General features: G+C 44.8%; 13 protein-coding genes and 1 pseudogene. 9 read left to right on the top strand and 5 right to left on the bottom strand.

The window, feature by feature from the left end; all coding sequences use genetic code 11:
• A pseudogene (locus AACX38_RS20090) lies at positions 1-1,699 on the top strand (hypothetical protein); the annotation flags it as partial.
• Between the two features lie 80 nt (positions 1,700-1,779).
• Here the strand turns inward: AACX38_RS20090 and asmA are convergent.
• The 3 genes from asmA to udk form a co-directional block, all read right to left on the bottom strand.
• On the bottom strand, positions 1,780-3,633 hold the full coding sequence (asmA, locus tag AACX38_RS20085) for an outer membrane assembly protein AsmA (protein ID WP_228865345.1): 1,854 nt from the start codon (positions 3,631-3,633) through the stop codon (positions 1,780-1,782).
• Between the two features lie 204 nt (positions 3,634-3,837).
• Complete coding sequence (gene dcd / locus AACX38_RS20080) at positions 3,838-4,419, bottom strand: dCTP deaminase (RefSeq protein ID WP_099121235.1); 582 nt, start codon at positions 4,417-4,419, stop codon at positions 3,838-3,840.
• Positions 4,420-4,467: 48 nt separating this feature from the next.
• A complete protein-coding gene (udk, locus tag AACX38_RS20075) occupies positions 4,468-5,109 on the bottom strand; it encodes a uridine kinase (RefSeq protein ID WP_099121234.1) in 642 nt (213 codons plus the stop codon).
• A gap of 534 nt (positions 5,110-5,643) precedes the next feature.
• On the opposite strand from udk, the gene AACX38_RS20070 reads away from it, so the two are divergent.
• The 7 genes from AACX38_RS20070 to AACX38_RS20040 all read left to right on the top strand — a co-directional run bounded on the left by AACX38_RS20070 (position 5,644) and on the right by AACX38_RS20040 (position 13,163).
• Entirely contained in the window at positions 5,644-6,354 is a 711-nt protein-coding gene (locus AACX38_RS20070; RefSeq protein WP_228865344.1) for an AraC family ligand binding domain-containing protein, read from the top strand.
• Between the two features lie 7 nt (positions 6,355-6,361).
• On the top strand, positions 6,362-7,960 hold the full coding sequence (locus AACX38_RS20065) for a hypothetical protein (RefSeq protein WP_228865342.1): 1,599 nt from the start codon (positions 6,362-6,364) through the stop codon (positions 7,958-7,960).
• Positions 7,961-7,994: 34 nt separating this feature from the next.
• Positions 7,995-9,089 (top strand): hypothetical protein, encoded by a 1,095-nt coding sequence (locus AACX38_RS20060; RefSeq protein ID WP_228865341.1) that lies wholly within the window; start codon positions 7,995-7,997, stop codon positions 9,087-9,089.
• Positions 9,086-9,832, top strand: coding sequence for a DUF6939 family protein (locus AACX38_RS20055; protein WP_228865339.1), 747 nt, complete (start codon positions 9,086-9,088; stop codon positions 9,830-9,832). The genes AACX38_RS20060 and AACX38_RS20055 overlap by 4 nt, the downstream gene beginning before the upstream one ends.
• Positions 9,833-9,914: 82 nt before the next feature.
• Complete coding sequence (locus AACX38_RS20050; RefSeq protein ID WP_228865338.1) at positions 9,915-11,303, top strand: phenylacetate--CoA ligase family protein; 1,389 nt, start codon at positions 9,915-9,917, stop codon at positions 11,301-11,303.
• Positions 11,300-12,358: an Ldh family oxidoreductase gene (locus tag AACX38_RS20045; RefSeq protein ID WP_228865337.1), complete on the top strand. Its 1,059-nt coding sequence runs from the start codon at positions 11,300-11,302 to the stop codon at positions 12,356-12,358. The genes AACX38_RS20050 and AACX38_RS20045 overlap by 4 nt, the downstream gene beginning before the upstream one ends.
• A 1-nt stretch (position 12,359) precedes the next feature.
• Positions 12,360-13,163, top strand: a complete 804-nt coding sequence (locus AACX38_RS20040; protein ID WP_228865336.1) for an HpcH/HpaI aldolase family protein — start codon at positions 12,360-12,362, stop codon at positions 13,161-13,163.
• 413 nt (positions 13,164-13,576) lie between these two features.
• On the opposite strand, the gene AACX38_RS20035 is transcribed toward AACX38_RS20040, so the two are convergent.
• The gene (locus AACX38_RS20035; RefSeq protein ID WP_228865335.1) at positions 13,577-14,179 is read right to left on the bottom strand and encodes a DJ-1/PfpI family protein; all 603 of its coding nucleotides are present in this window, start codon (positions 14,177-14,179) and stop codon (positions 13,577-13,579) included.
• Positions 14,180-14,334: 155 nt separating this feature from the next.
• Positions 14,335-15,075 carry a hypothetical protein gene (locus AACX38_RS20030; RefSeq protein ID WP_228865334.1) on the bottom strand — a complete coding sequence of 247 codons (741 nt, stop codon included), beginning with the start codon at positions 15,073-15,075 and terminating at the stop codon, positions 14,335-14,337.
• Positions 15,076-15,200: 125 nt separating this feature from the next.
• On the opposite strand from AACX38_RS20030, the gene AACX38_RS20025 reads away from it, so the two are divergent.
• Positions 15,201-15,800: a glutathione S-transferase family protein gene (locus tag AACX38_RS20025; protein WP_099121224.1), complete on the top strand. Its 600-nt coding sequence runs from the start codon at positions 15,201-15,203 to the stop codon at positions 15,798-15,800.
• Positions 15,801-15,950 lie beyond the last annotated feature (150 nt).

Genomic DNA, 15,950 nt, shown 5'->3' with positions numbered 1-15,950 from the left:
CATCAACAGTGCAGAAAGCAAAGTCCCGTTAACCCGTAAAATTAATGATAAAGAGCTGGTCAATGATATCCGCCTGATCGCAGCGGACGTGGATGCCTACAACAAGACTGAGATCGATGCCCTGATTTCGCCCATCCAGCAGGACGTCGCGCAGGCAATGAAACTGGCAGATACCGCCAACCAAAACGCCACCAGCGCCATCAACAATGCGGAAAGTAAAGTCCCGTTAACCCGTAAAATTAATGATAAAGAGCTGGTCAATGATATCCGCCTGAGCGCAGCGGACGTGGATGCCTACAACAAGGCCGAGACCGATGCACTGATTGCGCCCATTCAGCAGGACGTCGTGCAGGCAATGAGACAGGCGGATACTGCCATCAAGGATGCGGAAAACAAAGTTCCGTTAAGCCGTAAGATCAACCATAAAGAGCTGGTCAATGATATCAATCTAAACGCGGCGGATGTGGATGCCTACAATAGGACTGAAACCGATGCGATGATTGCGCCCATCCAGCAGGACGTCGTGCAGGCAATGAAACTGGCAGATACTGCCAATCAAAACGCCACCAGTGCCATCCGCGATGCGGAAAGTAAAGTCCCGTTAACCCGTAAAATTAATGATAAAGAGCTGGTCAATGATATCCGCCTGATCGCAGCGGACGTGGATGCCTACAACAGGACTGAAACCGATGCGCTGATTGCGCCCATTCAGCAGGATGTCGTACAGGCAATGAAACTGGCAGATACCGCCAACCAAAACGCCACCAGCGCCATCCGCGATGCGGAAAGTAAAGTCCCGTTAACCCGTCGGATAAACGGAAAAGAATTAGTCAATGATGTCAAATTAATAGCATCTGATGTAAATGCTTACGATAAGGAAGAAACCGATCAGCTTATTGATGGCGTCAAAGAACTAGCCAATGCTGCCAACAATAATGCCGATAGCAAAGTACCAGTGTTCCGTACGATAAATAATAAAGCATTATTGACAGACATTATGCTGAACGCATCTGATGTAGATACCTATGCTAAAGGAGAAATTGATCAACAAATTAATACCGTCAGAAAACTAGCAAATGATGCTAATAATAATGTCAATGGTAAAGTCCCACTGACTCGTACAGTGAACAATAAGGCATTACTAACAGATATTACCCTCACCGCATTAGATGTAGGCACTTATAATAAAAACGAGATCGATTCCCGCCTAGATAAAGTCACTAAAAACGCTAATGGCCGACTGGCAAAAGATGAGAATGGTGCCGATATTCCGGACAAAAACGCGTTCGTAAAAAATATAGGTTTAGGTGATTTGATTGGTTCAAAAATTGAATCTCAACTAATCGGACAAGATGCTACGATCATTAACCTTGGGAAAATTACTCAAATAAGCGGCGTAGCGATAGCTAGTGTACCAATTAAGCAAGAAAACACATCGATTGTCGGTGGAGTAACATACTATACCAATTATTACAAAATCCGGTTACCGGTCAGCCTGCCCAATGGCATTATTTCGTGTCACGCCAGTATCGCCTGTAATAATTTCGATAGCCAAGGCCCAAGCCATCTGGCTGATGTTAGAACCCAAAGAAGTAATTCGGATGGAGTAGGATTATCTCAGGATACTTTAACCATATCAGTTACCACACCAGAATTAGGCTGGACTCCTGAGTTTTATTATGAAGTAACCGGATATTAACAGTAGCAGGGAGTAAAAATACCCGCTTTATTATTCATCAGGTGATTGGCAAATTAATCACCTGATGATGCTCAAATTATCTATTTTTCTGCGGCTTTTTTCTTATTCTTACTGCTATCAATATTATCAAACCAGTTCTTTATAGATTGTTTAACTTTTTGTTGTAATTCATCATGCAAGATGGGTTCAACATTCAGAGCATATTGCAAATTGTTCCAATCACCATAAATCCGCAATGGTACTTTTAATTTTTCTAAATGGCTGACTAACTCATTTTGTTGCCCCCAGCCACCGGTTAACTGCACCAGCAATGCAACATCAACATTTTGTTTCAGTAAGTTTGCTTTGCCCTGCCCTTCAATCTTTGAATGCTCAGAATTTGCAGAAAGGCCGTTAATTTTGATTTCGCCTTGCGTCAGTTGTGCCTTTACTGACAAATTTTGTGCGCCAGTAAAGCTCTGCGTATTCGTGGGCTGTTTAACCTGATCGGTTACTCGTGAAAAAGATTGTTGAATCAACATTGGAATATTCAACCCATCTAAACGCGCATTTTTTAGATTAACGTTCAGGTCTCCCTGCCAATAATGAGCGACGGCATATTCATCATACCCTTCCCCCAAAAGATCTCCGTCCAGCGCTAACTGTCCACTGAATACTGACGGTAAATCTAATGCTTTCAGCAAAGACTGTAAGTCAATATCTTGTAATAAGGGTTTCGCATGCAGTTTAGCCGGATTGACCGTTGCATCAACCGTTGCAGGAAGCTCAAAATATCCCCCAAATGCATTACCACTCAGCCTCAAGATATTTGCCATTCCTTCGTTATTGACAGCCTTGAAAACAAAGTTATCAATATCCATCCCCTGATAAATAAATTTATTTGCCTTAAATAACAGGTGAGCATTAAATCCTTTCAGGAAACTGAGATCATAATTGGATAAAGGTGTAACTGATTTTGCAATCACTGGCTTTACCGAGTTATTTTCCATCCGGTAATCAATTTTTTCCTGAAAACTATTCTTTGCTAATTTATCCCATCCCAGCAGGTTATCTAAATTTAATTTTGGTGAAGATAAATTGATGGAATAGTCTGGTTTATCTTTCAGATTAATATCCACACCACCAGCTAATTCGCTCTCATTTATCTTAAGCGCAATTTTTTGTAACGAAATAAACGAAGACAAAGCATCATATCGTACAGTGGCAGAACCCTCCCCAGTAATACCTTCTGAGGGTAAACCAACGCCTGTGAGCTGATATTTAAACGAATTCATATCGCCTGTTACATACTGTGGATAATCAGCAATATTAATGTCAGCATCAAGTTCAAAAGCAAATTCCTGCTGATTTTTATTAATCTTACTATTAAGCTCAAGATTAATATGATGCTGATCCTGACGCTTCATCAGCAGGTTAATATCCCGTATGTTTAACTGCGAATGGGAGTTGGTTTGCCAAATTAGCAAACTATCTTCTACTTTGATCCTGTCAATATCCAATTTCCAGCTGTGACCATTACCCTCTACCGGATAATGAATATCACTTTCCGGTGCAATAGGCGCTTCAGGCTTTTGTTGTGGCTGGCTATCAGGTGTATGGCGGAAAACAGCCCCTTTGAGCATAACTTCCTTCACCGCCAGCTGGTGGGATAACAGGGGCAATAATTCAACATCCAGACGCATATTTTCTGCCACAATTGCAGGCTTTTTTGCGCCGGGAGCAGTCAGTGATACCTGTCCGGTCAAAATACTTAATTTTGGCCAGACATGCCAACGCAGATCATCCTGTAACACGAGCTGGTAGCCACTCTTTTTTTGTACTTGTTTTACTATGTAGTTACGAAAATCGTTCGGATTAATCAACATGACTAATGCCGTAAGACCTGCAACAACTACCACTAACAAAATAATGAGTGTCGTCAACAATCTTTTCATGACTTCCCCAGTCTCATGTCCACAAGATGATTATTTTCACCAAATGACTATACCCTTCGTCTTTCAAGCTGCCTCTTTGTTGGCTTGCGCTCGTTCACCCCAGTCACATAGTTATCTATGCTTCTGGGGATTCTCTCCCTTGCCGCCGCGATGCAACTCGAAATTCATTAGGTATATTTTACTAGATATCTGCATCAGAAAAGATTAGTCCTCGCTGATTCGGCTCCCTACAGCTCCTTTCTGATTTTTATATTTGGCATCCTGACGTCGGTTATAAGGACGTTCAGCATCACCTGAAAGCGGTTCAAAGCTTAAAGCCCCAATGACCATTCCAGGGCGCAGAGCTAATGGCAGTTTTCCTGAGTTATAGAATTCCAAAACAATTTGACCATGCCAGCCCGGATCGATCCGATGAGCCGTAACATGCACCATCAGCCCAAGACGGGCCAAAGATGAGCGACCATCCAGCCACCCAACAAGATTAGCAGGCAATGTGACAGATTCCAGTGTGACTGCCAGTGCCAATTCACCGGGATGCAGAAAAAAAGCTTCCCCATCCGGTAAAATGATTTCATCGCTCATGACACGATCAAGCGCAGCATTGACTTCAGCCTTAGGACCGCTCAAGTCAATATAAGCAGCGGTATGACCACGAAAAACGCGAAACTGATTCCCAAGGCGAACATCCGCAGTTGCCCCATTAATACGTTCGACGGGAGGACGTGGGGTAATTACCAGTTTACCTTCATCAAGCCATTTAATAATGTCACGGTCACAGAGTCGCATTACTTCCTCTCAAAATACGATGATTCTTATGAATACCTGTTCAACAGGTTATTCGCAAAATTGGCCAATTTTAGCTTTCAGTATGTCAATAGCCACACGGTTTTTACCACCACGGGGAACAATAATATCCGCATATTGTTTTGATGGCTCGATGAATTGCAGGAACATCGGACGGACAGTTTTCTTATACTGTTCCATTACAGAATCCAACGAGCGCCCACGCTCATTTACGTCACGCTTAATGCGACGCATCAGGCAAATATCCAGTGGTGTATCAACAAAAATAGAGAAGTCCAGTTCCTGACGCAAACGCTTATCCGTTAATAATAGAATACCTTCAAGGATAATAACGCGCTTTGGTTCGAAGTGGATGGATTTTGATTTTCGTGTGTGTTCAGCGTAGTCATATTGAGGCAATTCAATGGAGTTACCGGCTTTCAATGCCTGAATATGCTCGAACAGTAAATCGTGATCCATTGAACTTGGGTGGTCATAATTGACTTTAATGCGTTCTTCCATCGGGGTGTTAGTTTGGTCTTTATAATAGCAATCTTCTGGGATAACACCGATATTATGATCGCCAACCTGAGCCCGTAATTCTCGATAAAGTGTGTTGGCAATAAGGCTTTTGCCCGAAGCGGAGGCACCTGCAATGCCTACGATTGTACACTTATGTGCTTCATCAGCCATACTAAAAATAACCTGGTTAGAAAGAAAAAATAAAGTGGGAAAAATAGCATTCTTTCATGCTATGTTTGGCGGATTATAGGGAGTTAGCTGCCGCTATGCCAGCGTAAACAGGATAAGTCGCATTTTTTTCGATACGCTTCGCATAAAAATTCCACAATCACTTGTTCAAAAACAAAAAAACACCTACCAAAGTAATATTCATAAGCCAAAATCAAAGTAATGCCCGAAATCATTCCTGAGAACCATACCTAAAAATAATCTGAAGATTGAATCCAAAGTAATTTCTCATTTTTTAAGGGAGGTGAAATGTTCGTTATTTATTTGATGAGCAAGTGTTATTCATATGTGGTGAATTTATCCGAACATTAAATAAGACAGGGGCGTATTTAATAAAAAACAAAGGATAGTGATGCATAAATAATATTGACGATTTATCGCACTGAGCTGTATTAAAAAGCATCTTTCGAAATGTTAACAATGCTAGTCCGATTAAACCTGATTTACATTTTAAATCTTAGTCTAAAGGAATTTGCTATGGAAATATTCGATATCATGCAGCCGCTATCGCGGTACGATCTGGACGTAAATTATTCATCAACTCTGCATATCTCTGGCGGTCAACATACTATCCACGTCGAAGAAAATAGTACTGCTTATGGATTCGTTCATCAGGGAGATTTAACTGTCTCCATCGATGGTACTTCACAACGACTACGCGAGGGGATGTACTTTTCCATTCCCGGACCTGCGGAGCTTTCTCCCTTTATCGGTTTAATTTGTATCAGAAATGGCTACAAAGGCTTCCTGTCATTTGGTGGCCCAGTGGAACGACTGGGACGGCTGAAATACATAGATGGCTGTTCTGATAGCCTTCTCATATCACCACCACTTAAGGGAGATCCCTGTCTAAACTACCTGTATGTTCCACCAAGACTGAATCAAACAGCCCATACCCATCCTTCGGTTCGGATCGGGATCGTCATTGAGGGAGCAGGCTACTGTCTGACTGAAAAGTCGAAAACCGACCTGATAGCCGGAGGAATATTCTTACTGCCAACAGACGAAATTCACAGCTTCCATACCGATGATACCCCGCTGCGAATCGTGGTCTATCACCCTGATTCTGACTTCGGCCCCACCCATGAAGCGCACCCGATGATTAATCGAACTTGGGTAGACGGTATTTCTTTAGCGGGAGAAAACCGCTATCGCACCCGCCAGATAAACGAATTCGGAACGGAATAAAATAAGCATGAAGCCTGATGTCTATATCGGTTCACCTAATCCACAGGTAAGAGCAGATTCGCTGGGCGGCATACTGCCAACATTACCAGACTGGCTGACCCATGGCCCGAAACCTGTTATCAGCCAGCTGCCTTGGCCTGTATGTTCGTCTCAAACAACGACAAATTCTACGCTGGCTGCGCTGACAATGGGGGAATTCTCCCGTTCGCTCAAGCAGGCTGGCATTTGTGATCTCGGTGTCGTCCCCATCCCAGGTGCAACCGTTCTACTTCCCTGGGGAGTGGCATTGAGCGAAATCATCGCCACAAGGATAAGAACGGCTTATGAGGCCATAGAGCTGGACGAGTACGCCTATCCGCATGTTGTGGCAGAAAGCTGTTTTGAACCTATGGCTGATTTACTTGATATAGAGCGTAATCTGTTGAGAGTTGCGACCACCATAGACACCCAGAGCCAGCGTGAGCGCGGTATATTAATTCCGACGGGTGAGCAGGTCATTGCCAGTCATTGGAAAAAAATGATCAATACGCCAGACGTGATGCCAATCCGTATGTTCCAGCGAGCTCGCTATTTCCGTCCTCTCAGTTCGGCAGATCGCAGTGGTAAAGGGGTATTCAGTGCACTTGAAGCAGCTGACATATTCGAATTTCACTGCTGCCATCGGACTCCAGAGGCCGCATTACTCGATTTGCAACGTATAGATAACTCCCTGATTGCTCTGTCTGCTTCCTTACCTCTACCACAAATAGTGGGCGTACGCCCTCCGTGGGGCAACCGTTCAGAATTGTATCAATGGGCTATAGGCAGCGATACTCCCCTTCCCAGTGGTGAATGCGTGCAAACGTCAGCGCTATATTTTCAGGGGCAGGAACTGTCTCGTCGTTACGATATCGGCTTTGGTAAAGGGGAACAAAGGCAACATGCCTGGCAGTTGGATGGCTTTATCAGTCGCAGGGTGCTATACGCCCAGCTTTATCTGTCAGCCAGAGCCAATGGTTCACTGACTGTTCATCCCCGGCTTGCTCCCACACAAGTGGTTATTTTGGTACGTAGCCGGCACGATGATGAAAAAGAACGCATGCAGGAATTAGCTAGTATGCTGCAAGCTGCCGGACTTCGCCCTGTACTGCGTTACTGTGAGGAAAGTAAGGCGCTGACAGCAGCACAAAAACACTGGCGAGATCGCGGTGTCCCTCTTTTGCTACTATTTTTCGGTCGCCGGAACGCAAACGACTCTCCTCGCATCCGTTTGCTACGCACTGATAAAGAGCTGGAGTTAGACCAACCGGGAAATAGCTCTGCGGACTGGCTAACTAAACAAGTCACTCACGCCATTACCGATGTGGAAAACGATGTAAATTACACCATTATTCATCAGGCTCGAAATCAAATCTCATTTGCCTCCTCGGAGGCTGAAGCATGTCAGGCATTATCAGCACGTCAGTGCGTCATAGCTCCGATCTGCCCCACCAGAGCCCACACAGATAAAGTGGCATCCTGGAAAATGGGCGAACTATGCAGTTTTACTGCGGCTCCCGAACCACACCCCTGCATTCTGTCAGGAAGGCCAACCTGGGCGCGGGCATTATTGTCACGCCGGATATAACGTTGCCTATCCCCACCACTTTAAGGAGAAGATCATGACATACAGCCATAACGAGCAACCAGAAAACACGATACTGGAAAATATAGTCGGCCCGGTTTCTCTTCCACTGAAAATTGACGAAAGCGTCAATTATTTTCAGCTTCATTACTTTGAATGTCAGGGTAAACGCTGGGCCTGCGCTACGCTGGGAGACCTTAACTCCATGCCAGCCGTGCCGTTACGGATCGAATCAGCTTGCTTCTTCGGTCACGTCATGCACTCCCAACAATGCGATTGTGGCTTTCAGCTTGACGAAGCATTCCGGCGTATTGCCCGGAATAAAGGTGGAGTGGTGATCTATGGCATCGATCAGGATGCCCGTGGTTTGGGCATCGAAAAACACTTCCGCATTTATGACTACCGGCAGAATGAAAATCTGGATACTGATGAAATTTATAAGCGTTTCCATGCACCTCTGGATAGTCGCTCATATGAAGCGGTAACAGCTATCCTGCACTTCCTCGGCATACGTAATATCTTATTAATGTCCAATAATCAGGAACGTTTGGCGTTTTTACGCAAGCAGGGATTCCAGGTAGAACGCGATGAGATTGAAGCACCACTGACACAATACAACATGGCAACAATGATGCTGGAAAAAGAGGATCTGAATTACCAGTGGAGTTTCCATACTCATGGCGATTGGTTGTTACCACTGCAACAACAGGCAGAGGAACACCCTGACTGCTATGTTGCCTGTGTAGTCAAAGACAACCGCGAAATTGTAGCTGACTGGATGGGAGAGAGCTGGGATGTCGCTACTTCACTGCTGGCAAAATTGAGCGATAGTAACAATAGTATTGAAAACGGTTTAGCGGTTTACCTAAGCGATCTCCCCCGTCTGGACGAACTGGCTTTGTATGCCAAAGCGGGTGTGAGCTTTGTGGTTGTTCCCTTCTCTGTCCTGCCAGACTACCTGAAAGCTGAAGCGCGCCGTCTGGGGATCCGGCTACAAGACTGGGGACGCGAAAATAAATACAAACAGCCGCGTCCACAATGGATTCTGGAAGAGCATAGTGATAACCAGCATATTTACATCCGCGAAGGTGAACGCCGGGTGATACATCTTAGTCATGGAGGTATCGTTTGAGTTCTCAGACTGTGCCCTACCGGGCTATTTTTGCCTCCAGACAGGAGGCACTTAATACCATGCTGGATGATACGTCGAACTATATGATGGTAGACAGTTTCAAAGGAGCGCCCGTTAACATGCGGGTGTTTGAGAGTTTTAATCCTTTCCATGTCTGGCCATCACCCTCCATTCCTGTACCGGGGCAGCCTAAACGACTGGCCCGGTCCGTAGAATCCGTATGGCAGGGAGTAAAACTTGTCGATGGTATCACCGATTTTAACCAGTTCCTCGGCCAGCCAAGTAAACGACCTGACGATCATGAACGTCGGCAATTAAAAGATTATTGCTACGCAGACAGCCTGTTCGTCTATGGTGATCGTCTGTTGGACTTGCTTAGCGCCCGATTTTTAATCTACCTGCCAACTTATCTTTTCATACTGGAAAAACTGGTACCCGAAGCATTACTGCGAGAGTTGAATCAGCACCTGACCTCTGTAGGGCCAGTACTGTTTTACGACTGGGATGCCAATCAGAACATTACTGACACCAGCTGCTCGTTCAGCCATTCAGCCTTGCTCGCGTCATGGTTCAACGGAACATTTGAAAATGACTATTGGACGTTAGCACACCGCGTATTGCAGGAAAATGATTGGCTTACTTTCGACGCATCCATCAAAAATTTGCTTAATCGCTATTACGCTATACACAATGGATTTCAAGATGCATCGCGGCGGCAAGGGAGTAAATCCTTGGGAACATAGATAACTATGTGACCGAGGTGAGCGAGTGCAGCCAACAAAGAGGCAACTTGAAAGACGAAGTGTATATGCAGAGAAAGAAACTATGAAGCTAAATACGAGTCTGGCCAACAAGCTATACTGGGCAAGCGAAAAGATGCAGGGTAAAGGCGAGGTTGCAAAACGATTGCAGTGGCTGGAAGAAACTCAATATCTGTCACTGCGGGAATGCCGAAAACTGCAAATGGAAAAATTGCACACATTACTGACACACGCTTATGAAAGCGTTCCCTACTATACCCGAGTTTTTAACGAGCGCGGTTTAAGACCCGATGATTTTAACAGCCTGTCAGATCTCGCCAAATTACCGTTGTTGACCAGACAGGAATTAACCCAGCATCAGGCTGAATTGATTTCGACACGGGCTGACCATGCCACGCTGCAAACTAACTATAGCAGCGGCTCTACAGGCAAACGAGCCTGTTTCGTTCAGGATGCTAATTTCCGGCTATGGATGCGTGCCCACCAGCTTAGAACCTATCAGTGGTGCTCCGGCTGGAAAGTTGGTGAGCCATTTGCTTTGCTGTGGGGCTCCTCCATCTATTGGAGCCTAAAAAGCGTTTCCGATCGACTGAAGAACCTCCTGAGCAACCGACGTGAATTTAACACTTTTAGATTATCCCCTGAATTAATCGGGGAGTTTACCCGGAATCTCGCCAGTTTTAATCCGGTACTGATCAGTACTTACACCAACGCAATGCACTTGATTGCCCGTCAAATGGAGCGTGAATCGATACGTGTACCTGCATTGCGCGCAATACAAGGGACATCAGAACCACTTCCTCCAATCATTCGTGAACGGCTGCAACGGGTATTCCGCTGCGAAGTTTACGATAAGTACGGTTCACGCGAGACGAATATTGTCTCCCACGAAAGCCCTCATCACGATGGCATGCTGATTCAAGTGGAAAATGTGGCGGAAGAATTCCTGCGCGATGATGGCAGTGCCTGCCAACCGGGTGAGACTGGCCGGGTCGTACTGACAACGCTGAATAACTTTGCCATGCCGCTGATTCGCTACGAAACCAGTGATCTTGCCTCACCGATGGCAGGCAACTGTACCTCCGGGCTTGGGCTTCCGCGCATGAGCCATGTTGCGGGACGACAGCAGGATTTGATACTGACGCCGGACGGTGCTTATATCGATGCTTATCTGTTCTCTTTCTTGATCATGCGGTTTGAGGAAATTGAGTGGTTTCAGGTGGTACAGGATAGTCTGGAGAGCTTGCGAATCCGGCTAATGGTGCCTACAGGCATTTCCCGACAGCGTTGTGACGAAATAGTAGAACGCATCCACCATCACGCTGGGTATCCGTTTCACATAGAATTTGAACAACTGGACAGAATGCCCGATTCCCCCACCGGTAAGTTCCGGCTATGTGTTTCGGCTCTCAGCGATATCGGCACCAGTAACCAAACGACGGTCAACTCATGAAGACTAAAATCGCAGTTCAGGAATTGCGTGAGCTTGGCCAGACTGCATTGATCAAGGCCAATACACCGGCGGAGGTTGCAGCTCTGGTGATGGATGACCTGCTAGAAAATGAATTAACAGGCTACCCCTCCCACGGTGTATTAAGGCTAGCGGACTATATTGGCGATATTCAGTCTGGCGTACTTAATCCTGCGGCTATTCCGGCTGTATCGCTGACCATGCCTAACATTGCCATTGTAGACGGCTGTCGAGCCTTTGGTGTCTTGGTGCGGCAAGAGTTAATACTCGTATTGCAAAAACTGGCTCTGGAGCATGGAATCGCTATCGCCTGCCTGCGTGATGCCCATCACCTAGGCAGACTGGCGGCTATCGGGCGCTCTCTGGCGGGCTTCAATGACCATCCCCTTGCTGTTATAGGATTCAGTAACTATCAGGGAAATGGAGCACGGGTTGCTCCAACTGGCGGTCATCTGGCGAGATTATGTACTAACCCGCTGTTGCTCGCCTTCCCAGCCCACACAGCTGATCCTTTTGTATTAGATATGAGCACTTCAACTGTCTCGGAAGGCTTTATCCGGCGTCACGTCCAAGAGGAAAAATCAGTGCCACCCGGCTGTCTGGTAGATGGTGAAAAAAATGACATACTCGATCCTGCCAGTCTCTACGACATCCCACCCCGGGCAACGATACAGCCACTGGGAGGCAACCTTGCCGGACACAAAGGATATGGGCTGGCCGTAGCAATGGAATTATTCTGCGGTGCACTTGCGGGTGCCGGACATGTAGCCAGACCGGGTGCACCCGGCAACGGTGGCCTGTTTTTGGTTATCGATCCATCCAGAATGCCGGGGGGCATTGATACGATCCGGAGCGAGGCGGAAGCTATCATGAACTATTGTCGTGACTCAGGCCGCCCGGAAGCTCCGGCACGTATGCCCGGTGAAGGTTATTTCACCCGCCATAATGGGGCAAAAAATACAATAACGTTATCACTGCCAACTTCTGTGTTAGCTGAAATCCGTTATCTTGCCGGTGTTATTCAAAAGGAGGTTTAATATGCGATCTGATAGTGAAGTCCATCCCCTGCTGTCTGCACACAATCGCTGCAAGAACCGGCTGGGGAAAAACCTCACCTGTTTCGGTCTGTTTTTAGTTTCAGCGAGTTCTTTAATCGCAGAATGTTGTGCAGTACGTGGCCCCGACTGGTTATTAGTCGATATGGAAGCATCACCGGCTGACAGACACGATCTGATCCAAATGTTACAAGCGATGAACGGATCTCGCTCCACAGGTATGGCTCGGGTGGCACGTAATGACCGCCAGCAGATAGAGGCAGCGCTGGATTCGGGAGCTATGGGATTGATGGTGCCTAAGGTGGAATCCGCCGCTGAGGCTAAAATGGTCGCCGACAGCGTTTATTATCCGCCTAAAGGAAAACGGGGGGTCAACCCCATACGCTGCTCGGGTTATTTTTCACGCCTGCCAGACTACTTTGCAGAAGCCAATGATTCACTACTTACTATCGTTCAAATCGAATCAGCCAGAGCAGTGGCTGCCGCCGATGAGATCGCAGCTGTTGATGGCATCGATGTGTTATTCATCGGAAGTGGCGATTTAGCCTGTGATCTGGGGCAGGCCGGACAGGTAGAAAGCCCTGAGATGGAACAAGCATTCGAGTGTGTACTTGAAGCCTGTCGTAAACATGGCAAAACACCGGGTATATTCGCAAACAGTGTCGAGTTAGCTCACCGTTATGCCAGTCAGGGGTTTCGTTTCATTGCGGTCGGCAATGACCTCAAACTCATTGCAAGCGGGCTGGAACAACAAATGTATGCCCTTGAAGGCACAGACTCTGCTTAAATAATGTCATTTCCTAGTAGGATATACACTTCACCTTTCAGGTTGCTTCTTCATTAGCTGCGCTCATTCCCCCGGAACATAGTTATCTATGTTCCGGGGGATTGCTGGCAACCGCAATGACGAGTCATTTAAGAAAAAAACTCAACACACATTTGTATTAGATGCAAAAATAAACATCCCCGCCGCAAGCAGCGGGGTATTTAGATATGAAATCACCCGCTTCGCATCGTTCAATTCTTATTTGTTCGTCGCAAGCGACGGGGAATTAAACCCTGAGAGATCAAAAAATGAACAATAGTAATAGTGAAAATCCCCTTTCTACGAAAGGGGCATTGATATATCCCAACAAGAGACGTTATTGAGGATAGTGAAGCAGTAAATACCGTTAAACAGAAAGTCATGTATCGTACTTTTTACACGTAAGCATCAGCCAACGTCTGGGCGATCAATGTTTCAAACTGTACTTCCTGCCCGGCTGGTATTAACTGACGGTGAATATTACGGCGTTTTTCATCATCGAATAAACGCTGGGCAACCCATCCCGTCAAATACATTGCTGATAAACAGCCTCCTGCGGTAGCGATATTACCTTGAATAACAATCGGCGTATTTTCCGGTTCAATGCCCATTTCTCTAAAACGACCCATGGCATCAGGATGCGTGGTAACTTTTAATCCATCCAGTAACCCCAATTTATGCAAGATAAATGCCCCCGAACAAATCGAACCTATTAGTTGTTTTTGTGGGTTGAGTTGTAATGCATCCATAAAATCTGAATTGGCCAATGCCGCAGGAACTCCTTTATAACCACTACTGAAAACGACAACGTCTGCATCGTTCGCCAATGCCACTGGCCCATCCGTTTTTACTGCTTGCCCTAGAGTTGATACATGCTCTGGTTTGGTTCCCAGTACTTTAACCTGCCAGTTCTGTTTTTCCCGACCAAAAATGTCACGCATAAGGAAGTAGTCAATATCGGTAAATTCATCAAAGATCACTATAGCAATGGTATACATATACACCTCAGCAACAGGAAGACATTGTATGATGGCGCTGAAAGGCCAAATCCCAGAAAGAAGCTCAAAGCTTAAATGAAAACATTTTTACAGTACACATGATGATTGCTAATTAATTGGTCACTTTTATTGGCTAATTAAGACCGAAAAATAATTTATTGCTGGAATGGGTATTCTATACTTTCACTTATCTTAACCTTGATTGCTGATTTATCTGTAAATGAAGGCCAATCATATGATTTTTTTATGAATTTATAGGAATAATATTCTTTACCATCATCGATAAATTTCAGATTCAAAATACTCCATCCTCCATCATGACAATGCAAATTTCTTGCATAATCCTCTTCAGAAAAACATGCCCTGATCATTTCCATTGATGAAAAGTGAATATTTTTAAATGCCGCTTCATATGAACCATCGTTATTAAGCATCACAAAATCAGCAAATTCTTCTTCACGACCACCACCAGAATATCCTACCTCCCAATTCGAAACCAGGGCGACAGCCTGCTTAGTCTTACTCAATGGGTATAATGCTGGATATATATAAACACCGTTATTACTCAATTCCTCATCAGGATCAGCCCTCTCATAACTATGTTTGTAGCCACCAAAATCCCATAATCCATCCTGAATGTAAGCGCCATCTACTTTTTGAATCTTGATAAATTCAAGTGAGTGGTTTGTGAAATAAAATATATCCTCTCTTCCTCTCACTTTCCAAATTTTGGCTTCACGTTCACACTTCTTTTTTAGTACGTTACATACACTCAGATATTGTTCACTCCCTTCTTTCAACTCAACTAATACGGTTGGTTTGATTACGTTTAAGGTTTCGCTCGCCATCAAAGGGAAAGAGACAACCATAAAAAATAAAGCACCTATTCTTTTCATTATATTCGTCCTAACCTAAATATATCCCGCAAATCTGTTACCACTATCTGTTATAAATAAGTCTTATTTGTATCTCAATTTCAGAATGTATACGCTATTTTTACCTATCCGATTAAGGAGCTCACATGAAAATATATACTTTTCCTAAAAGCCGTTCATTAAGAGTTTTATGGGTATTAGAAGAACTTGGTGTATCGTCCTACGATACGATCAGAGTTGATTTACTTAATGATAACCCCAGTATTACATCTCCTCACTCTCGAGGAAAAGTCCCTTTTATGATTGATGGCGATATATCAATAGAAGAAACATCAGCGATATGTCTTTATTTATGCGAGAAATATCCCAAAAAAAGCTTTTATTCGACTGATTTAAAAGAAAAAGCAATCATCAATTCCTGGCTTAGTTTTGCACTTACAGACTTAGAATCTCCAATCTGGAATTTACTAAAACAACTGATTTTTATCCCCGAAGAAAAACGCTCTTTAGAATTAGTTAATTATTTTAAAAAAGAATCCGAGAAAGTAATCAACCAGCTGAAATTTGATGAGGGTTTTGAGTGGATTGCAGGTAATAGTTTTACCTTAGCGGATATTTTTATGTCACATACGCTTCTTTGGGCTAAATTCGGTGGTGTCAATATAAGCCCGGCTATCAACGATTACATCAATAGAGCAACTAACCGGGTGTCATATTTAAAAGCCCAAGAAAAAAACAATCAGTAAACTGACATAAAAGTTGATATTAACCGGATTCTTAACATTACCTGAATTCTGGATAAGAAATTGACGAGAGGCCTGTTCCAGGAGCAAAGTTTTGGTGAAAGCCTAAAACGACTCCGGGGAGGAACAGGCCATGGACAAGTTAGTTGAAAT

The sequence above is a fragment of the Xenorhabdus sp. PB30.3 genome, from assembly GCF_963895965.1.
Taxonomy (GTDB): domain Bacteria; phylum Pseudomonadota; class Gammaproteobacteria; order Enterobacterales; family Enterobacteriaceae; genus Xenorhabdus; species Xenorhabdus stockiae.
This window is presented reverse-complemented; position numbering and strand designations above follow the sequence as displayed.